Source organism: Neoroseomonas alkaliterrae, assembly GCF_014199195.1.
Taxonomy (GTDB): Bacteria; Pseudomonadota; Alphaproteobacteria; order Acetobacterales; family Acetobacteraceae; genus Neoroseomonas; species Neoroseomonas alkaliterrae.
Map to the genome: position 1 here is coordinate 247,700 of NZ_JACIJE010000002.1, position 18,101 is coordinate 265,800.

Annotated in this window: 18 protein-coding genes; 6 read left to right on the forward strand and 12 right to left on the reverse strand. The window is 74.2% G+C overall.

The genetic code is table 11. The annotated features are described in order from the left end of the window. The first annotated feature begins 60 nt into the window (after positions 1-60). Positions 61-756, forward strand: coding sequence for a trypsin-like serine peptidase (locus FHS88_RS04595; protein WP_184481774.1), 696 nt, complete (start codon positions 61-63; stop codon positions 754-756). 44 nt (positions 757-800) lie between these two features. Here the strand turns inward: FHS88_RS04595 and FHS88_RS04600 are convergent, their stop codons facing one another. The 3 genes from FHS88_RS04600 to FHS88_RS04610 form a co-directional block, all read right to left on the reverse strand. Then, on the reverse strand, positions 801-1,913 hold the full coding sequence (locus tag FHS88_RS04600) for a glycosyltransferase family 4 protein (protein WP_184481776.1): 1,113 nt from the start codon (positions 1,911-1,913) through the stop codon (positions 801-803). 368 nt (positions 1,914-2,281) lie between these two features. Continuing rightward, a complete protein-coding gene (locus FHS88_RS04605; RefSeq protein WP_184481778.1) occupies positions 2,282-2,782 on the reverse strand; it encodes a L,D-transpeptidase family protein in 501 nt (166 codons plus the stop codon). A gap of 54 nt (positions 2,783-2,836) precedes the next feature. Further along, positions 2,837-3,997, reverse strand: a complete 1,161-nt coding sequence (locus FHS88_RS04610; protein WP_184481780.1) for a GTP cyclohydrolase II — start codon at positions 3,995-3,997, stop codon at positions 2,837-2,839. 253 nt (positions 3,998-4,250) lie between these two features. Here FHS88_RS04610 and FHS88_RS04615 point away from each other — a divergent pair, with 253 nt between their 5' ends. Beyond that, a complete protein-coding gene (locus tag FHS88_RS04615) occupies positions 4,251-4,964 on the forward strand; it encodes a response regulator transcription factor (RefSeq protein ID WP_184482312.1) in 714 nt (237 codons plus the stop codon). Further along, on the forward strand, positions 4,961-5,347 hold the full coding sequence (locus FHS88_RS04620) for a carboxymuconolactone decarboxylase family protein (RefSeq protein WP_184481782.1): 387 nt from the start codon (positions 4,961-4,963) through the stop codon (positions 5,345-5,347). Before FHS88_RS04615 ends, FHS88_RS04620 begins: the two co-directional genes overlap by 4 nt. A gap of 155 nt (positions 5,348-5,502) precedes the next feature. On the opposite strand, the gene FHS88_RS04625 is transcribed toward FHS88_RS04620, so the two are convergent. From FHS88_RS04625 to FHS88_RS04640, 4 genes are all read right to left on the reverse strand, one after another. Next, positions 5,503-6,615 (reverse strand): DUF2235 domain-containing protein, encoded by a 1,113-nt coding sequence (locus FHS88_RS04625; protein WP_184481784.1) that lies wholly within the window; start codon positions 6,613-6,615, stop codon positions 5,503-5,505. 65 nt (positions 6,616-6,680) lie between these two features. Further along, on the reverse strand, positions 6,681-7,418 hold the full coding sequence (locus FHS88_RS04630; protein WP_184481786.1) for a DUF5765 domain-containing protein: 738 nt from the start codon (positions 7,416-7,418) through the stop codon (positions 6,681-6,683). 141 nt (positions 7,419-7,559) lie between these two features. Further along, positions 7,560-8,924 carry an ammonium transporter gene (locus FHS88_RS04635; RefSeq protein ID WP_184481788.1) on the reverse strand — a complete coding sequence of 455 codons (1,365 nt, stop codon included), beginning with the start codon at positions 8,922-8,924 and terminating at the stop codon, positions 7,560-7,562. Positions 8,925-8,934: 10 nt separating this feature from the next. After that, positions 8,935-9,273, reverse strand: a complete 339-nt coding sequence (locus FHS88_RS04640) for a P-II family nitrogen regulator (RefSeq protein ID WP_184481790.1) — start codon at positions 9,271-9,273, stop codon at positions 8,935-8,937. Positions 9,274-9,456: 183 nt separating this feature from the next. Here FHS88_RS04640 and FHS88_RS04645 point away from each other — a divergent pair, with 183 nt between their 5' ends. Beyond that, positions 9,457-10,716 (forward strand): FAD-dependent monooxygenase, encoded by a 1,260-nt coding sequence (locus tag FHS88_RS04645; RefSeq protein ID WP_184481792.1) that lies wholly within the window; start codon positions 9,457-9,459, stop codon positions 10,714-10,716. Between the two features lie 94 nt (positions 10,717-10,810). Here FHS88_RS04645 and FHS88_RS04650 read toward each other — a convergent pair whose 3' ends face one another. From FHS88_RS04650 to FHS88_RS04660, 3 genes are all read right to left on the reverse strand, one after another. Further along, positions 10,811-11,476 carry a LolA family protein gene (locus FHS88_RS04650; RefSeq protein WP_184481794.1) on the reverse strand — a complete coding sequence of 222 codons (666 nt, stop codon included), beginning with the start codon at positions 11,474-11,476 and terminating at the stop codon, positions 10,811-10,813. Between the two features lie 43 nt (positions 11,477-11,519). Further along, positions 11,520-12,110 carry a DUF4412 domain-containing protein gene (locus FHS88_RS04655; protein ID WP_184481796.1) on the reverse strand — a complete coding sequence of 197 codons (591 nt, stop codon included), beginning with the start codon at positions 12,108-12,110 and terminating at the stop codon, positions 11,520-11,522. A gap of 95 nt (positions 12,111-12,205) precedes the next feature. Further along, positions 12,206-14,740, reverse strand: a complete 2,535-nt coding sequence (locus FHS88_RS04660) for a DNA translocase FtsK (RefSeq protein ID WP_184481798.1) — start codon at positions 14,738-14,740, stop codon at positions 12,206-12,208. A gap of 125 nt (positions 14,741-14,865) precedes the next feature. On the opposite strand from FHS88_RS04660, the gene FHS88_RS04665 reads away from it, so the two are divergent. After that, entirely contained in the window at positions 14,866-15,522 is a 657-nt protein-coding gene (locus FHS88_RS04665; protein WP_184481799.1) for a Crp/Fnr family transcriptional regulator, read from the forward strand. 82 nt (positions 15,523-15,604) lie between these two features. Next, complete coding sequence (locus FHS88_RS04670; RefSeq protein ID WP_184481801.1) at positions 15,605-15,802, forward strand: YgaP family membrane protein; 198 nt, start codon at positions 15,605-15,607, stop codon at positions 15,800-15,802. Between the two features lie 4 nt (positions 15,803-15,806). Here the strand turns inward: FHS88_RS04670 and FHS88_RS04675 are convergent, their stop codons facing one another. Further along, positions 15,807-16,313 (reverse strand): hypothetical protein, encoded by a 507-nt coding sequence (locus tag FHS88_RS04675; protein ID WP_184481803.1) that lies wholly within the window; start codon positions 16,311-16,313, stop codon positions 15,807-15,809. Then, the gene (locus tag FHS88_RS04680) at positions 16,310-18,031 is read right to left on the reverse strand and encodes a transglycosylase domain-containing protein (RefSeq protein WP_338146408.1); all 1,722 of its coding nucleotides are present in this window, start codon (positions 18,029-18,031) and stop codon (positions 16,310-16,312) included. Before FHS88_RS04680 ends, FHS88_RS04675 begins: the two co-directional genes overlap by 4 nt. Between the last annotated feature and the right edge of the window lie 70 nt (positions 18,032-18,101).

Genomic DNA, 18,101 nt, shown 5'->3' on the forward strand with positions numbered 1-18,101 from the left:
CGCCGGGCCGTCCCGGCGGGCAGGGTGGCGGCGGCGGCCTCGGCAAGGCAGGAATGGGGCATGCGCCGCGCCCGCCGCCTCGTGATGCTTTTGCTCCTGCTGGTCCCGCCGGCTGCGGCGTCGGAGGTGCCGGGCCTCGGGCCCGTGGACACGCGGCGGCCGGTCCCTCCGGGCGAGCCGCCCTTTAACGCCATCGCCCTGGTCGAGACCGAGGCCGGCGGGCGCTGCACCGGCGCGATGGTGGCGCCGAACATGGTGCTGACCGCGGCGCATTGCCTGGTGAGGCGCGATGCGCGGCGGCTGGTGGCGCCGGCGCGGATCCGGGTGCGGCTGGGCGGGGCGACGGCGCGCGGCGTCGCGCTGCGCAGCGGGGCGGGCTTCGACCCCGCGCGCGAGGAACCCTGGCGCGCGGACTGGGCGCTGGTCTCGCTGTCGGAGCCGATCGGGCGCGGCCGGGTGCTGCCCCTGCTCCGCGAGGCCCCCCCGGCCGGTGCGCCCCTGACCCTGCCTGCCTGGCGGCATGACCGGCCGGACGTGCTGCTGGCCGATCGCGGCTGCCGGGTGGTGATCGTCGGCACCTTCGGGCCGCAGGGCATTCTCGTCGGGCACGACTGCGCGGGCACCACCGGATCGAGCGGCGCTCCGCTGCTGATGGCCGTGCCGGGCGGCCACGTCATCGCCGGGGTCCAGGTGAAGGCGGCGATGGGGCGGCCGCTGGGCTTGGCCGTGCCGGCCTTCACGATCCCCGCGCCCTGATCCTCGACGGCTGGGCGCCGGGCATGGCTGCCCCTGCGCGCCGGTCAGCCTTCGAGAAGCGCGATGGTGCGCGCCACCACCTTGGCCTCGTCGAAGCGGTCCAGCGCCATCGCCCGCCCCGCCGCGCCCATCCGCGCGCGCAGCGCGGGATCGGCCGCGAGCCGGCCCAGCGCCGCCGCCAGCGGCTCCACCGCCATCGGCGGCACGAGGAAGCCCGTCTCGCCGTCGCGGACCTGCTCGCGCGGGCCGCGGATGTCGGTCGCGACCACCGGCAGCCCGGTCAGCATGGCCTCGATGACCGACATGGGCAGGCCCTCGAAATGCGAGGGCAGGCAGAAGACATCCGCCGCGGCCAGGATGCGCGCGACATCGTGGCGGTAGCCGAGGCGCCGCAGCCGCGGCCCCAGCGCGGCGGCGGCGCGGGCGAAATGGGGCTCCAGATCCTCGCCGTGGTCTGAGGCGAGGCGCTCCCCCACAACCCACAGCACGGCGTTGGGCGGCGCGGACTCCATCGCGCGCAGCAGTTCCGGGTGGCCCTTGTGGCGCACCAGGCGGGAGACGACGGCGATGACGCAGTCCTCCTCCCGCGCGCCCAGCTCCGCGCGGATCGCCGCGCGCGCCGCCGCGTCGGGGTGGAACAGCGCCGGGTCGCGCCCGTTCAGCACCGCGACGGGGCGCGGATGGATGCCGAGGCGGCGCGCATCCTCCGCCTCCTCCTCGCTGACGGTCAGGAACACGTCGGTCATGCGGCCGCCGAGGCGCTCCATCTGCAGCGAGAGGCGGCGGCGCCACCACGGCCCCGGCTGGTTGAACAGGAAGCCGTGGCAGGTATAGGCGATGCGCGGCACGCCGGCGGCCTTGGCGGCGGCGCGCGCGAGCAGCCCGCTGATCGGCATGTGGGCATGCACGAGGTCGAACCTCTCCCGCCGCATGAAGGCAAGCAGCGCGCGGAAGGCGCGCGTCTGCGCCACCGGGTTCAGGCTGCGCGCGAGCGGCATGGCTTCGATGCGGAAGCCCTCGGCGCGCGCGATGTCGAGCAGCGGGCCCTCGGCGGAGGTCCCCACCACCTCGTGCCCGCGCGCGCGCAGGCCGCGCATCAGCGGCAGCAGGAAATGCCGCAGCGAGAAATCCACATTGGTCAGTTCCAGGATCTTCATCTGCCCTCGGGTGGCGGGCGCCGTCCGTCTCGTCTGCCGCCCCGCGGCCCGGCCGCGCCGGCATCCGGGGGCGCCCGGCGGGCGAGGGCGGCGGGCGGTGTAGCCGAGACCGGCGGCGGCGCGAAGGCCGGGGTGCGGCGGGAGCGCCACGGGCGCGCGGCCGCCCCGAAGCCACTGCGCGACGCCGGCTGACGCAAGGCCAGCCCGGTCGCCTCCCGTCAGCGGGGCAGCCGGGTGCCGACCGAGCGTCCCGCAGCCGGTCGCCGGGCGCGGGGGCCGCCGCGCGGCCGCCCATCCGGGCTGCTGCGCCCGGCAAGGCGCGGGCATGCGCGGCGAACCGGCCGGGCACGCCATCCCCGGCCGGCCGCTCAGCCGCCGGACACCTCGATCGCCGTCAGCCCCGCCGCCAGGAGGCGCCGCAGCTCGGGGCCGGGCAGGGCGATGCAGCCCTCGGTCGGGGGCAGCCCGGGCCGGGCAAGGTGCAGGAAGATCGCGCTGCCGCGGCCGGGGTGCACCGGCGCATCGTTCCAGCCCAGCACGCCGATCACGTCATAGATGGCGTCCTCGCGCCACAGCCGCTCGTGCCGGGCGGGGTGGGGCAGGCGCACCTGCCGGTTGTAGTCGGCATGCGCGGGGTCGTCGCACCAGCCATCCTCGGGCGCGATGGGCTCGGCGGGCAGGGCGGTGGCCGGGCGCGGGCCGCGGTCGGCGCGGAACAGCACCCGGCGCAGCGGCAGGAGGCCGGCCGGGGTGGCGCCATCGCCCTCCCGCTTGTCGGCGCGGATGCCGCCGGCGCCGAGGGCGCAGCGCAGCGTCTCGCCGCGGAAGCGCAGCAGGCCGTCGGGGGTGACAAGGGCGGTGCTGGTCATGGCGCGGAACGGCCCGGCCCGGCGGCGGCGCCCGGACGCCGGCGGGCCGGTGCCCTACAGGATATGCCCGAAGCGCTCGGCCTTCGTGCGGAGGTAGCCGTCGTTCACGCCGTTCGGGTCGAAGGCATGGGCCTCGCGGCCCAGCACCTCGATCCCGCAGGCGGCGAGGCCGGCGATCTTGTCGGGGTTGTTGGTCAGCAGCCGCACGCGCTCGACGCCGACCGCCCGCAGCATGGTGGCGGCGACGAGGAAGTTCCTCTCGTCCGCGCCATAGCCGAGCGCGCGGTTGGCATCGAGGGTGTCGAGCCCGCCATCCTGCAGCGTGTAGGCCCGCAGCTTGTTCACGAGGCCGATGCCGCGGCCTTCCTGCGCCAGGTAGAGCAGAACGCCGCCCGCCGGATCCTGCGCCATGCGCGCGATGGCCCCGCGGAGCTGCGGCCCGCAGTCGCAGCGCAGCGAGCCGAGCAGATCCCCGGTGAAGCATTCGGAATGGGCGCGCACCAGCGGCGCGCCGCCGGCCGCCGCCGTGGCCTCCGGCGCGCCGACCAGGATGGCGAGGTGCTCGATCCCGCCATCGGCGGCCCGGAAGGCGACGATGCGCGCCTCGGGGGCGTCCTCGAGCGGCACCCGCGCCTCCGCGACACGGGCGAGCGAGGTGGCGGCCGAGGCCGGGTAGGCCAGCACCTCGGCGGCGCCGACGCTCAGCAGCGCGAGCCGCGCGGCGGCCGCCTCGGTCGCCGGCGCGGCGACCAGGGCGGGCAGCAGCCGCCCGAGCTTGGCCAGCGCGAGGGCAGCCTGGGAAAGCGGCGGGGCGGAGAGGCGCTCGGGCGTCTCGGGCAGGAGCCGCCCGGCGGTCGGGTCGGCGAGGCTGCGCAGAGCCTCGGGCGCGAGCAGGGCGGGCGGCAGGCGCAGCGCGACGGCGCCCTCCTCCTCCGCCCCATGGGGGACGGGGCGGTGCAGCACCGCCGCCGCGCGCACGGGCGCGAGCAGCAGCACCGGCGGCGCCAGCCCCGCCGCCGCCAGTTCGGCGAGGCCACGCGCGCCCACCGTCTCGGCCGCCGCGACCACCAGCGCCCCGTCGGGGCCGCGCAGCAGGACCGGCGTGCCCCGGCGCAGGTCCGCAACCGCGCGGTGGACCTGGCGCAGCGCGAGCGCCCGCGGGTCGGGAACCAGGTCCGGCGTCTGCTCGGCGGCGAGGGTGCCTGGTGGCGTCATCGTATGGCGTTCCATAGCGTTCGGGTCATGGCGCGCCCCGAATGTGGCGTGCCGAGGGCAGAGGCTTGATCCGGGATGTGGTACGTATCGCGGGCGCGTCCAGATGAGTGAATCCGCAATCACAGATGCGCGAGCAGGTGTGGTAGTTCACGAGGCCGCTGGCACTCGCCGGCCGGTCGCGCCATACCTGGGCCGGGGGCTTGAGCGGCCGCTGGCTGTCATGAGCCGCGCCGCGCAGCAGGGGTTGAAGGGAATGCCGGGGCCGCGCCCTGTCTTGATCATCGAGGATGATGCCGCGCTGGCGCAGACGCTGGCGGAACAACTCGCGCTCGAAGGGGAGTTCGAGCCGGTGACGGTCGGGCTGCTGGCCGATGCCGATGCGCGCCTGTCCGCCCCCGATGCCCGCTTCGACCTGGTGGTGCTCGACCTCTCCCTGCCCGATGGCGATGGCCGCGAGTTCTGCGCCCGCATCCGCCGCCGCGGCTTCCGCATGCCGGTGATGATGCTGACCGGCGCGGATGGCGAGGCCGATGTCGTCGCCGGCCTCGATTCCGGTGCGAACGACTACATCGCCAAGCCCTTCCGCATGAACGAGCTGCTCGCACGGATGCGCGCGCAGCTGCGCGTCTATGACAGCAGCGAGGACGCGGTCTTCCAGGTCGGGCCCTATCTGTTCCGCCCCTCGGCCAAGCAGCTCCAGGACACCGCGCGCGGCAAGCGCCTGCGCCTGACCGAGAAGGAGGCGGCGATCCTGAAATTCCTCTACCGCGCCGGCGGGCGGCCGGTGCCGCGGCAGATCCTGCTCAACGAGGTGTGGGGCTACAACGCCAACGTGACCACCCACACGCTCGAGACGCATATCTACCGCCTGCGCCAGAAGATCGAGCCCGACCCGACCGATGCGCGGATTCTGGTCACGGAATCCGGCGGCTACCGGCTCGAGCTCGACGCGCCGCCGCAGGAATGACGCGCCTCGTCTCCTATGCCGAGGCGCCGCCCGAGGTCCGGGCGGTGTTCGACGACATCATGGCCACGCGCGGCGTGCCGGACGTGAACAACTTCTGGAAGGCGCTGGCGGTCCATCCGCCGACCCTCGCGCGCACCTGGGAAAGCCTGAAGGCGGTCATGGCGCCGGGCGCGCTCGACCCGCTGACCAAGGAGATGCTGTATCTCGCCGCCTCGGCCGCGGCGGGCTGCACCTACTGCGTCGCTTCCCACACGGCGGCGGCGAAGGCGAAGGGCATGACCGAGGCGATGCATGGCGAGCTGCTCGCGGTGATCGGCATGGCGGCCGAGACCAACCGCCTCGCCGAGGCGCTGCGCGTGCCAGTGGACGAGGCCTTCGGCTGAGGCGCGCCGCCCGCTGGCGGAGCCCTCTGACAACAGTGGACCAAGGGGTTGACCTTTCGCCCGCCGGCGTGGCGCGCGGGTCTGGCGGGGCGGTCGCGGGCGGAACCGGATCCTGATGCCCTGCGGATAAAGGTTCGACCGTGGTCCGCAGGGCATCAGCCGTAATGCGGCACCAAGTTCTTCGGGCGATAGGTCATGGTCTCGGCCTCGGGCTCGTCGCGCAGGCGCAGCGTGACGCTCCGGCCGTAGCGGGCCTGCACGCTCGGGTGGATCGTCTCGTTGATCGGCACGAGCAGCCGGCCCGCCTCGTCGCGCGGGCGCGCCAGCCGCTCGAAGACGCCCACGCGCGGCGCCTTGCCCGCGACCACGCGGATGGTGGGCGTCAGCCGGTCCTTGCGCGACCAGCCGAGGCGGGATTCGTGCTGCGGCGCGAGCGGATCGAGCGCGCCGGCTGCGGGCAGCATCGCCTCGTCCAGTGCGAGGCCGGCCTGCGCGGCCTCGTCGGCCATCCAGCGCAGCGGGATGTCGGCGAGGCTGCGCTCGGCATAGCCGCCGCCGACATCGGAATGCGCGCCCGCGAACCAGGTCTGCGCGATGCTGCAGCCGTCGGGCGCCTCGCCCGTCCAGAGCGTCGGCTCGAACTCGTCGCGATGCTCGTCGATCGCGAGCGCATGCCGGCCCACCTCGACGATGCGCGAGGGTGTGGTGTCGTGGAAGCGGTACTTCGGCGCCGTCAGGGCGCTGAGCACCGTGCCCGGCACGCCGAGCGCGCCGACCGTGTCCCAGACGCCAAGGAAGGCAACCTTCACATCGTGCGAGCGTGTGCCCGGATGCGCGTCCAGAAAGGCCTCGCGGTTGCGGACCGGGGCGGTGCGGTAGAAGCGCCAGGCGGCGGCGACCTCGCCGAGGCTCTGGCGGTAGAGCAGCCCGCAGGCGCCGAGGAAGCCCGACAGGCTGCGCGCCGTGAAGGCCCCGCGCGAGAAGCCGAAGAGGAAGATGCGGTCGCCCGGCACGTAGTTCTGCGCCAGGAACATGTAGCCCGAGCGGATGTTGTCATCCACGCCGTCCCCGGTCGCGCCGTCGAGCATGCGCTGGAGGTCGCTGCCGGTGGTGCCGACGCCGCGCATGTAGAGGGTGAGCTGCGCCACGCCGCCCGCGCCGCTGTTCGCGCGCACGGCGCGCGCGAGGCGGAAGACGTTGGTCTCACCCTTGCCGCTGTCGGCGCTGTTCCAGGTGCCGTCGAAGCAGAGGACGAGATGCTTGGCCATGGCCTATCCTCCCGGGCGACGTGATCCAGGCTAGCCGGGCGCCAGGCCGGGCGGCGTGAGCCTCGTCACGGTGCCTGGCCCGATGCCCTCCACGGCCATCCCTGGCCGGCCTCGAAGCGCCGGCGGATCCAGGGGCTGAGCGCGATCAGCACGATCCCGATCGAGAACAGGCACCAGATCGCCGGAGCCTCCTGCGGGCTTGCGGTCAATCGCCAGGCGAGGATCGGGCCGACCAGCGCGTGGAACAGGACGAAGCGCGAGGCGCCATAGGCCAGCGGCAGGAGAAAGACCGTCATCACATAGGTGGGGAATCCCGAGCCGAGCCGGGACGGAAGGCCGATCGCCGCCAGGAGGTCGTTGCCCGGAATGGCCCAGCCGATGTGCCATTCCCCCGAGACGGTGCACAGCGGCGAGCCGCATAGCGCCGCGCCCGTGCTGCAAGGCCCGGCCCACTCGAAGGGCCAGAGCTGCAGCAGCATCACCGCCGCCGAGACGCCGCAGCAGAGGAAGACCGCACCCCGCATCCGCGCCCGCACGCCCTGCGGCGCGAGTTCCATGGCGAAGGCATTCACGAAGAAGGGCTGGAAGACGATGTGCAGATACGACAGCAGGGCGATCGTCTGGTTCAGCGGATCGGTGCAGCGGTCCACCACCAGATAGCCGACGACCTGCAGGATCTCCATCAGCGTGAACCACGCCAGGGTGGCCGGTATCGCCGGTGGCTCGCGCCGCCGCATGGTGATGGCGGTCGCCGCCGCGCCGATGCCGGCCATGGCGACCGTCGCCCCCAGGGAGAAACACATCAGCCCGCCCGCCCCTGCCCGATCGGGGAGGGCGTGTGACGGGCCGGCGCCCGGGATGGCCAGGGCGGTCCCGCGAAGCGGGACGGGCGCGGAGGTTGCCCTCCGCGCCCGCCCGGTGCGGCCTTGCCTGGCCGCCTCGCGTCAGTTGATGCGTTCGCCGTGCATCGTCACGTCGAGGCCCTCGCGTTCCTCCTCCTCGGTGACGCGCAGGCCGATCACCACATCCACGATCTTGAGCAGGATGAAGGTCGCGATGGCGGTGAAGACGATGGTGGCGCCGACCGCGGTGCACTGCTTGATGAACTGCTCCATCGAGCCCGCGGTGCCCTCCGGCGAGGCGTCGGTCGCCGACAGCGGGCCATAGGCGAGGAAGCCCACCAGCAGCGCGCCGACGATGCCGCAGATGCCATGCACGCCGAAGGCATCGAGGCTGTCGTCGTAGCCGAGCGCGTGCTTGAGCGCCGTCGCCCCCCAGTAGCCCGCAAGCCCCGCGGCCACGCCGATGATCAGCGCCGAGCCAGGCAGCACGAAGCCGGCCGCCGGCGTGATGGCGACAAGGCCCGCCACCGCGCCGGAGATCGCCCCCAGCACGCTCGGCTTGCCCTTGATCATCCATTCCGCGAACACCCAGGCGAGCACGGCAGCCGCGGCCGCGACCTGCGTGACCAGCATCGCCATCGCCGCGCGCCCGCCGCCCGAGGAGGCGGCCGAGCCGGCGTTGAAGCCGAACCAGCCCACCCAGAGCAGCGAGGCGCCGATCACCGCGAGGCCGAGATTGTAGGGCGCCATGTTCTCGCTGCCGTAGCCGACGCGCTTGCCGAGCACGATCGCGGCGACGAGGCCCGCCACGCCGGCATTGATGTGCACCACCGTACCGCCCGCGAAGTCGAGCGCGCCGTCCTTGAACAGCCAGCCCGAGGGGTGCCAGACCCAGTGCGCGACCGGGCTGTAGACCAGCAGCGTCCAGAGCGAGATGAACACCACCAGCGCCGAGAACTTCATCCGGTCCGCCACTGCGCCGGTGATCAGCGCCGCGGTGATGATCGCGAAGGTCATCTGGAACATCACGAAGAGCGCCTCGGGGATGGTGAATTCCACCGTGTCCGAGCCCGAGCCCATGGTGAAGGGCTTGTCCCAGTTCTCCGCGATGCCCGAGAGCAGGACCTTCGAGAGGTCCCCGACATAGGCGCCATAGGCGCCGCCATTGCCGAAGGCGATGGAGTAGCCCGCCACCACCCACAGCACCGAGACCAGGCCGCAGATGAAGAAGGACTGCATCATGGTGGCGAGCACGTTCTTCTTGCGGACCATGCCCGCGTAGAAGAGCGCCACGCCCGGGATCGTCATCATCAGGACGATCGCGGTGGAGGTGAGCATCCAGGCGGCATCGCCGGTGTCCACCTTGTCGGCCGCCGCCGCGGGGGCGGCCGCGAGCAGCAGGGCGGCGGCCGCGAGGCCGCCGCGCGCGAGCATGCGCTTCACTGTCCTCTGTTCCTTTCCGTGCATGCGGCCGCTCTCACAGGGCCGAGTTGTCGGTCTCGCCCGTGCGGATGCGCAGCGCGCGCTCCACGTCGAGGACGAAGACCTTGCCGTCGCCGATCTTGCCGGTGCGCGCGGTCGTGGCGATCGCCTCGACCACGGCGTCGGCGAGCTCGTCCGCGACGGCGACCTCGATCTTCACCTTGGGCAGGAAGCTCACGTGGTATTCGGCGCCGCGGTAGATCTCGGTCTGGCCCTTCTGCCGGCCGAAACCCTTGACCTCGGTCACCGTCAGCCCCTGGACGCCGAGCGGGGTGAGCGCCTCGCGCACCTCGTCGAGCTTGAAGGGCTTGATCACAGCCATCACCAGTTTCATGGCGCCGTCCTGTTCCTCTCTCCGGCGGACGGGCGAAGGCTTTCCAAGAGCCGTGCCACCGCCCGGAATGGCGGCAGCGCGCCGCAGGGACGGCGGGCTCGCGATGTCCTTGCACGAAAAACAGGCAGGCGCCCGGTTTCGATGCAGGCTGGCGCGGCGGCGGCATGGGCCTAGATTGCGGGCATGACCAGCCCCATCGAGGTCGAGGCCTGCATCCTCGGCGCCGGCCCCGTCGGCGCGACCCTCGCCGCCCTGCTCGCCGCGGGCGGCGTCCGCGCCGCCGTGGTGGACGCCACCCCGCTGCCGCCCATGGAACTGCCCGAGTTCGACGGGCGCGCCTATGCCATCGCCCTGACCTCGAAGCGGCTTCTGGAGGCCGCGGGCGTGTGGGAGAGGCTGCCCGAGGAACCCTGCCCGATCCTCGGCATCCGCGTCGCCGACGGCCGGCCGGGCGAGCGCGCCTCGAGCCTCTGCCTGCATTTCGACCATCACGAGGTCGGCGAGGAGCCCTTCGGCTGGATGGTCGAGGCGCGTGCGCTGCGCGTGGCGCTCAATGCGCGCCTGCCGCTCGCTTCAGGCCTGTCGGTCTTCGCCCCGGCCACCGCGACGGTGGAGCGCGGCCCGGAGGGGGCGCTGCTTCGCCTGTCCACCGGGCAGGAGATCCGCGCCCGCCTGGTGGTGGGGGCGGAAGGGCGGAACTCCCCCTCGCGCCGCGCGGCCGGCATCGCCGCCGCGCGGCTCGACTACCACTGCATGGGCATCGTCGGCGCCGTGGCCCATGAGCGCCCGCACCGCAACCAGGCGCTGGAGCAGTTCCTGCCGCACGGCCCCTTCGCGCAGCTGCCGATGCGCGGCCTGCCGGGCCATCCGCATGTCAGCGCCATCGTCTGGACCGAGCGGACGGCCATCGCGCGGCGCTGCCTCGCCCTCGACGACGCGGCCTATGGCCGGCAGATCGCCGCGCGCCTCGGCGGGCATCTCGGCGCCGTGACGCCGATCGGGCGGCGCTGGTCCTACCCGATCAGCGCCCTGCACGCGGCGCGCTACGTGGATGAGAGGCTCGCGCTGGTCGGGGATGCCGCGCACGGCATCCATCCCATCGCCGGACAGGGGCTCAACCTCGGCTTCCGCGACGTCGCCGCGCTGGCGGAACTGGTCGTCGAGGCGGTGAATGCCGGAGAGGATCCCGGAAGCCCCGCGCTGCTCGCGCGCTACCAGGCGGCGCGGCGGCCCGACAGCCTGGTGATGCTCGGCGCCACCCATGCGCTGGAGCGGCTGTTCACGGCGCGGCTCGCGCCGGTGCGTCTGGCGCGGCGGCTCGGCATCGCGGCGGTGGACCGGATGCCGGCGCTCAAGCGCTTCTTCGCGAGCCGCGCCATGGGGATCGGCGCGACCGGCGGGCTGCTGGCGGGCGGGCGGCTCGCGGGCAGCGCGAGCGGCTGACCTGCCTCATGCCAGCGGGGCTGGTGGGGCGGCCGCGCGCGGAACCAAGACCTGATGCCCTGCGGGCAAGGGGCGATCCCTTGTCCGCAGAGTATCAGTTCCCCGGCCCCTGCGGCGCCCCGAAGCCGCCCGGTTCGAAGAAGCGCGGGTCGTTGAACTGGAACAGGCCGGCCGGCAGGCGCAGCCCCGTCTCGATGCGCGAGAGCGTCACCCGCGTCTCGCGCCCCTGCGGGTCGGTCACCGCCCATTGGCGCAGGGCCAGCGGCTCGGGCTGGAAGACCAGGGTGAGCCGGCCCTCGCCGGGCTCGGCGGTGCGGAACATCGTCACGCGCAGGAAGCCACCGGAACGGTCCACGCCGGTCACGGTGACGTCGCCGCTCAGCCGCACCTCCCGCCGCAGCAGGATGCCGAGCGGCGTCTGGCTGACCAGCAGCGTCGTGGGCGCGCGCAGCTCGCGGTCGTACATCAGGAACTGGCCGGCATCGGCCACCAGCAGCAGCGGCTCGGGCGGGTCGTATTCGAAGCGCATGCGCCCGGGGCGCGAGATCCAGGCCGTCCCCTCGGCCGAGGCGCCGTTGTGCGCGATCTGCAGGAAGCGCGCCCGCAGCGTCGTCATGGCGTTCAGATAGGCCTCGATCCGCGCGATGTCGGCGCGGTCGCGCTCGTTCAGCGCTGCGGGCGGCGGGGCCGGGGCACGGGTCTGGGCCGCGGCCGGGGTGGCGAGGGCCAGCGGGGCGGCGAGCAGGGAACGGCGTCTCATCGCCCGCAGATGTGGCGCGCCCGCGGCGCGCTTGGAAGCCCCGTCAGCGCGGGCCCGTCGGGCGCTGGCCGGGCATGCCCTGCGGCATCTGCATGGTCTGGTAGCCCTGCGGGCGCCGGAACAGCGAGGCATCCTGCGGCGCGTAGACCACCCGCACCGCCTCGATGCGTCCCGAACCGCCCCCCGCGGCGCTTCCCTGGCCCCGCAGCAGCACGCCATCACCGGTGATGCAGGCCTCGCTCTCGCCGGACCCGGACTGGTAGCGCCAGACCGTGCAGTCGTGCCCGGCGACCCTCTCGGTGCCTCCGCGTGTGAAGCGGGCAGTTTCGAAATAGCGCTGTTGGGCGGTGGCCTGCTCAATGGGCACGTCCATCACCATGCGCATCGCCTCCATCACCATGAAGGCGCGCTGGCCGTTGTGGTCCACGACCATGTAGCCCGCGCCCTGCGGGAGGTTCGTGCGCACCAGCCGCTGCGCGGCCGACCACAGCATCGTCAGCTCGGCCTGCTGGCCCTGGCCGGCCACGCGGAAGGTCACGGCGACATCGCGCGTGGGGAAGAGCTGGGGCCGATCCTGCGCCTGCGCGGCGAGGGGGGCTGTCAGGAGGGCGGCGGCGAGCAGGAACGGGCGCATGGATCTCTCCGTGGGGAGCCGGAATGCTGGCACGGCAATGATGGCGCGAGGATGAAGCCTTTCAGGCCGGGGCGAACGCCGCCCATGCGCCGCAGTCAGTCCCGCGGCCCCGGCGCCAGCACCTCGCGCCTGCCCACATGGTTCGCGGGCCCGACGACGCCCTCCTTCTCCATCTGCTCGATCAGCTTCGCGGCGCGGTTGTAGCCGATGTTCAGATGCCGCTGGATGAAGGAGGTGCTGGCCTTGCCCTCGCGCGTGACCAGCGCCACCGCCTGGTCGTAGAGCGAGGCCTCGGCATCGGTGTTGCCGCCGAGCATGCCCGGCAGCGCGCTGGTGCCGTCCTCGTCCGGTTCCTCGGTCACTTCCTCGACATATTGCGGCTCGCCCTGCTCGCGCAGGAACTCGACCACGCGCTCCACCTCGGTGTCCGAGACGAAGGGGCCGTGCACGCGCGCGAGCCGCCCGCCGCCGGGCATGTGCAGCATGTCGCCCTGGCCGAGGAGCTGCTCCGCGCCCTGCTCGCCGAGAATGGTGCGGCTGTCGATCTTGCTCGTCACCTGGAAGGAGATGCGGGTCGGGAAGTTCGCCTTGATGGTGCCGGTGATGACATCCACCGAGGGCCGCTGCGTCGCCATGATGACGTGGATGCCCGCCGCGCGCGCCATCTGCGCGAGGCGCTGCACCGCGGCCTCGATCTCCTTGCCGGCCACGATCATCAGGTCGGCCATCTCGTCGATGACGACGACGATCATCGGCAGGGGTTCGAGCGCGAGCGGCTGCTCCTCGAACACCGGCTTGCCGGTCTCGGGGTCGAAGCCGGTCTGCACCTTGCGCGTGAGCACCTCGCCGCGGGCGCGCGCGGCGCTCACCTTCTCGTTGTAGCCGCCGATGTTGCGCACGCCGAGTTGCGACATGGCGCGGTAGCGGCGCTCCATCTCGCGCACCGTCCATTTCAGTGCGCCGATCGCCTTGGGCGGCTCCGTCACCACCGGGGCGAGCAGATGCGGGATCCGGTCATAGACCGAAAGCTCCAGCATCTTCGGGTCGATCATGATGAAGCGCACCTCCTCCGGCCCGAAGCGGTAGAGGAGGGAGAGGATCATGGTGTTGATCCCCACCGACTTGCCCGAGCCGGTGGTGCCCGCGATCAGCAGATGCGGCATGCGCGCGAGGTCGGCGATCACCGGCGCGCCGCCGATGTCCTTGCCGAGCGCCAGCGGCAGCTTGCCCTGGTTCCTCGCCCATGCCTCGTCGGCGAACATCTCGCTCAGATAGACCGTCTCGCGCTTGGCGTTCGGCATCTCGATGCCGATCACGTTGCGCCCCGGCACGGTCGCGATGCGCACGGCGATGACGGACATGGAGCGCGCGATGTCGTCGGCGAGCCCGATGACGCGGGAGGATTTCGTGCCCGGCGCGGGCTCCAGCTCATACAGCGTGACCACTGGCCCCGGGCGGATCTCCGCGATGCGCCCGCGCACGCCGTAATCCTCCAGCACGGATTCCAGCAGCCGCGCATTGGCCTGCAGCGATTCCTCGGAAGGCCGCCCGCTGCGGCGCGCCGGCGGCTCGGTCAGCAGTTCGAGCGGCGGCAGCTTCCAGCCGGTGCCGAGGTCGAGGGCGCGCTGCTCCGGCGCGCGGCGGGTGCGCTCGGGGGCGCGATCCAGCACCTTGGTGCGCGAGGCGAGGCGCGGACTTGCCGGCGGCTCGGTGCCGGCGCGCGCCTCGCCCTCCTGGCCGGGCAGCGGCGCCGGCGGGGCGGAGGGCGGCGGCGGCGTCGTGCTCGCGGCCTCGTCCGCGGCGCGCAGCATGTGGCGCAGCGGCACGTCGGTCGGCTCGCGCCGCAGCAGCGCCCCCGCGCCCCGCCCGGCGCGCCGGAACCGGGCGGCGATGCGCGCGAGAAGGCCCGGCCGGCGCGGCGCGGCCGGCTCGGGTTCGGGCTCCCGCTCCGGCATTTGGCGGCGCAGCACCGAGGCGCCCTGGCGCGCCGCCCCCACGGCCGCCCGCCCGGCCCCGCGCCATTCGCCGAAGGTCAGACCGCAGGCGATGAAGGCGGCGCCGACGGCGGCGACCATCACGATGCCCTGGCCCGCCAGCGCCCCGAGCGGCCCGAACAGCGCCGCGAGCCCGTCCACCACCGCGCCCGCGAGAAGCGGGCCCGCCACCCCTCCCGGCCCGGCATCCACCGGCACCAGCGCCGGCAGCGGCAGCAGCGCGAAGGCGGCGGCACCGAGCGGCATGCCGGCCAGCAGGCCCGCGAGCCGCGCCATGATCCGCCCCAGGCCGCGATGCGTCGCCAGCCGGAACGCCCATGCGAGCAGCGCCAGCACGGGCAGCCCCGCCCCGAAACCGAAGCCCTGCAGCAGCAGGTCCGAGACGACCGCCCCGGCCGGCCCGGCGAGGTTGGCGACCGGCCCGGCGGTGGCGGTGTTGAGCGAGGGATCGGCCGGGTCGTGGCTGATCAGCGCCACCGCGAGCCCGACCGCGCCGAGCGCCGCCAGCAGGCCGAGGAACTCCATCAGCCGCCGGTGCAGCACCGCGCGCACCGCGGCCGAGGCGAAGCGGCCGCCCGTCGCGGCGGAGAACCGGGTGGCGGCGTGGGATTCGTCGGTCAGGGCGGCGCGGGGCATCGGGCGTGTCGTGTTGAAGCGTTCTTGCAATGCTACACCGGAACCCGCTGGCGAGGCATCATTTCCCGCCGGGCATCGTCGCACCCCTTGAGGGGGCGTTGCGCCGACGCCACGCTTGCGCCGCCATGACCCTCGCCGACGATCCCTTCCCCGCCGGCCTCGATGCCGCGACCCGCGCGCGCATCGCCGCCCAGGCGCTGCCCCTCAAGGCCCCGGCCGGCGCCACGCTGTTCCGCCCCGGCGATCCCTGCCGCGGCTTCGTGCTGCTGCGCCGCGGCCGCGCGCGGGTGGACCTGATCGCCGAGGACGGCCACGCCCTGCTGCTCTACCGCGTGGTGCCCGGGGAGGCCTGCGCCATCACCACCTCCTGCCTCTTCGCCGAGGAGCCCTATTCCGCCGAGGGCACGGCGGAGACGGACTGCGAGGGGCTGCTGCTGCCGGCCCCCCTCTTCGCCCGGCTGGTGGAGGAGAGCGCGCCTTTCCGCAGCTTCGTCCTGAGCGGCTTCGCGGCCCGCCTCGGCGCGCTGATGGGGCGCATCGAGGACCTGTCCTTCCGCAGCGTGGACGCCCGGCTCGCCGCCTGGCTGCTCGACCGCGCGCCGGGCCCGGTGGCCGCGACCCAGCAGGAGATCGCCTCCGACATCGGCACGGCGCGCGAGGTGGTCAGCCGCCGGCTCTCCGCCCTCGCCCGCGCGGGGCTGGTGCGGCCGGAGCGCGGCACCGTCGCGCTGCTCGACATGGCGGGGCTGCAGCGCGTGAAGGCCGGCGGCGCGGCTGCGTGACCTCGTCACCGACAGGCGCGCCGCCCGTCTGCGAGGAAGCCGCCACGACCGGCATCCGCCGGCAGCATGGAGGATGGGACGCATGAGCTGCAACGTGGGGGGCCTGGACCGGATGCTGCGCATCGCGGCGGGCGTTGTGATCCTCGCGCTCGGGGCCTTCGGGCCGCTGGGGTGGTGGGGCCTGATCGGGCTGGTGCCGCTCGCGACCGGGCTGGTGCGCTTCTGCCCGGCCTATACGCTGCTCGGCATCCGCACCTGCGCCGCCGACGGCAAGGCGTAGCCGGTCAGGGCTCCGCGCCGGGCAGGAAGATCGGCACCGCCGCCGCGCCGCCCGGTTCCGCCGCGACGCTGAGCAGCGCGCCGCCCGGGCAGGGCGCGAGCGCGACGCGCAGCCCGCTGCCGGGCCGCGCCTCTGCGGCGGCCTCGGTCGCGAGCGACAGGGCGGTGGCCTGCAGCTCGCCCGGCGGCACGCCGAGTGGCGGGATCTCCGCCGCGGCCTCGATCGCGACCTCGCGCCCGGGGCCGAGGATCAGCACGAAGAGCGGGTGCATCGCCTCGAGCACGGCGGCGGGCGGCGTGTCCTCCGCGGGCGGCGCGGCGAGCGCGAGATAGGCGCGCAGCAGCGCCCCGAGCCGCGCCGAGGCCTCGCGCAGGCGTTCCGCGCGCGCGGCGTCGCGCTCGGTCATGGCAGAGCGGTGCATCAGCTCGGCCGTGCCGCCGATGGCGGCAAGCAGGTTGTTCGCCTCGTGCCGCACCGCACGGGCGAAGCCGATCAGGTGCTCGGTGCTCATCGCGGTGTGCCGCGCGCGGCCTCCAGGATCTCGCGGAAGAGACGGGCGGGCAGGCCGCCGCCCGCCACACCTTCCATCGGCGACGCATCGTCGTTGCCCAGCCATACACCCAGCACGATGCCGTGTGCCATGCCGATGAACCACGCGTCACGGTTGTCCTGCGTGGTGCCGGTCTTGCCCGCGACGGCCACGCCGGGCAGCGCGGCGGCGCGGCCCGTCCCCTGCGCGACGGCTGCGGCGAGCATGCGGCGCATCGCCGCCGCCGCCTCCGGCGCGATGACCTGCGCCGGTGCCGGCGGCAGCCAGGCGAGCGGCCGGCCCTCGGCGCGCGCCTCGGCGATGCCGTGCGGCGCGACGCGGCGGCCGCCATTGGCGAAGGCCGCATAGGCCGCGACGAGGTCGAGCAGCGTCACCTCCGTCGTGCCGAGCGCGATCGAGGCCTCGCGCGGGAAGGGGCCGGGCATGCCGAGGCGCTGCGCCGCCGCCGCCACCTGCCGCGGCCCGCCCGCGCGCTGCATCACGCGCACCGCCGCGGTGTTGACCGAATGCGCGAGCGCCTCCTCGATCGTGATGGTCCCGCGCGCACGCCAGGTGCCGTTGCCCGGCGACCAGCCGGCCAGCGTCAGCGGCGTGTCGGCGACGCTCTCCTCCGGGCTCGCGCCGGCCTCGATGGCGGCGAGGAAGACGAAGGGCTTGAAGGCCGAGCCCGGCTGGCGCCGGGCCTGCGTCGCGCGGTTGAAGGGGCTGGCGCGGTAGTCCCGCCCGCCCGCCATCGCGCGCACCGCGCCGCTTGCCGCATCCAGCGCCACCACCGCGCCCTGCGTCACGCCCGCGGCGCGGCCCGGCCCGGCGAGCAGCGCCTCGAGCCGCGCTTCCACCGCCGCCTGCAGGCGCGCATCGAGCGTCGTGCGCAGCAGCAGGTCGGCGGTCGGCGGTGCGCGTTCGGCGATGCCCTCGCGCACCCAGTCGGCGAACCATCCGGCATCGCGCGAGGGCGCGGGCGGGAAGCGGATGCGCTCGGCCTCCCGCATCGCCTGGGCGGGCGTTATGGCGCCGGTATCGGCCATCGCCTCCAGCACCTCCACCGCGCGGGCGACGGCGGCCGATGGATTGACGCGGGGGTTGAGGCGCGAGGGCGCGCGCGGCAGCCCCGCGAGCACGGCCGATTGCGCGATGGTGAGCCGCGCCGCGGGCACGCCGAAATAGAGCCGCGCCGCCGCGTCCACCCCGAAGGTCCCGGCCCCGAGATAGACGCGGTTGAGATAGATCGTCAGCAGCTCGTCCTTGCTGAAGCGGGCTTCCAGCCACAGCGCCAGCAGCGCCTCCTGCACCTTGCGGCGCAGGCTGCGCTCGGGCGTGAGGAACAGGTTCTTCGCGAGCTGCTGCGTGATCGTGCTGCCGCCCTGAACGACGCGCCCGGCGGCGAGGTTGGCCAGCAGCGCGCGCGCCATGCCGATGATGTCGAGCCCGCCATGCTCGCGGAAGCGGCGGTCCTCGATCGCGATGAAGGCGGCGGGCAGATGCGCCGGCAGGTCGCGCAGGCGCACCGTGTCGCCGTAGAGGTCGCCCGAGGTGGCGAGCAGCGCGCCCTCGGCGGTGGTCATGGTCACCGAGGGGCGGCGGGTATGGGCGAGGGCATCCTCGGGCCGCGGCAGGTCCCAGGCGAACCAGACCAGCGCCACGCAGCCCGCCACCGCGCCCCAGACCGCGAGAATCACCGCCCAGCGCAACAGGCGCGGCGCCAGGCGGCGTCGCGCGCGTGCGGGGGGCGCTGGTCGGGCGGAGGCG

Bases quoted from the DNA above. Each gene is read 5' to 3' on its own strand.
- FHS88_RS04595 (WP_184481774.1), top strand. From the start codon at position 61: ATGCGCCGCGCCCGCCGCCTCGTGATGCTTTTGCTCCTGCTGGTCCCG.
- FHS88_RS04600 (WP_184481776.1), bottom strand. From the start codon at position 1,913: ATGAAGATCCTGGAACTGACCAATGTGGATTTCTCGCTGCGGCATTTC.
- FHS88_RS04605 (WP_184481778.1), bottom strand. From the start codon at position 2,782: ATGACCAGCACCGCCCTTGTCACCCCCGACGGCCTGCTGCGCTTCCGC.
- FHS88_RS04610 (WP_184481780.1), bottom strand. From the start codon at position 3,997: ATGACGCCACCAGGCACCCTCGCCGCCGAGCAGACGCCGGACCTGGTT.
- FHS88_RS04615 (WP_184482312.1), top strand. From the start codon at position 4,251: ATGCCGGGGCCGCGCCCTGTCTTGATCATCGAGGATGATGCCGCGCTG.
- FHS88_RS04620 (WP_184481782.1), top strand. From the start codon at position 4,961: ATGACGCGCCTCGTCTCCTATGCCGAGGCGCCGCCCGAGGTCCGGGCG.
- FHS88_RS04625 (WP_184481784.1), bottom strand. From the start codon at position 6,615: ATGGCCAAGCATCTCGTCCTCTGCTTCGACGGCACCTGGAACAGCGCC.
- FHS88_RS04630 (WP_184481786.1), bottom strand. From the start codon at position 7,418: ATGTGTTTCTCCCTGGGGGCGACGGTCGCCATGGCCGGCATCGGCGCG.
- FHS88_RS04635 (WP_184481788.1), bottom strand. From the start codon at position 8,924: ATGCACGGAAAGGAACAGAGGACAGTGAAGCGCATGCTCGCGCGCGGC.
- FHS88_RS04640 (WP_184481790.1), bottom strand. From the start codon at position 9,273: ATGAAACTGGTGATGGCTGTGATCAAGCCCTTCAAGCTCGACGAGGTG.
- FHS88_RS04645 (WP_184481792.1), top strand. From the start codon at position 9,457: ATGACCAGCCCCATCGAGGTCGAGGCCTGCATCCTCGGCGCCGGCCCC.
- FHS88_RS04650 (WP_184481794.1), bottom strand. From the start codon at position 11,476: ATGAGACGCCGTTCCCTGCTCGCCGCCCCGCTGGCCCTCGCCACCCCG.
- FHS88_RS04655 (WP_184481796.1), bottom strand. From the start codon at position 12,110: ATGCGCCCGTTCCTGCTCGCCGCCGCCCTCCTGACAGCCCCCCTCGCC.
- FHS88_RS04660 (WP_184481798.1), bottom strand. From the start codon at position 14,740: ATGCCCCGCGCCGCCCTGACCGACGAATCCCACGCCGCCACCCGGTTC.
- FHS88_RS04665 (WP_184481799.1), top strand. From the start codon at position 14,866: ATGACCCTCGCCGACGATCCCTTCCCCGCCGGCCTCGATGCCGCGACC.
- FHS88_RS04670 (WP_184481801.1), top strand. From the start codon at position 15,605: ATGAGCTGCAACGTGGGGGGCCTGGACCGGATGCTGCGCATCGCGGCG.
- FHS88_RS04675 (WP_184481803.1), bottom strand. From the start codon at position 16,313: ATGAGCACCGAGCACCTGATCGGCTTCGCCCGTGCGGTGCGGCACGAG.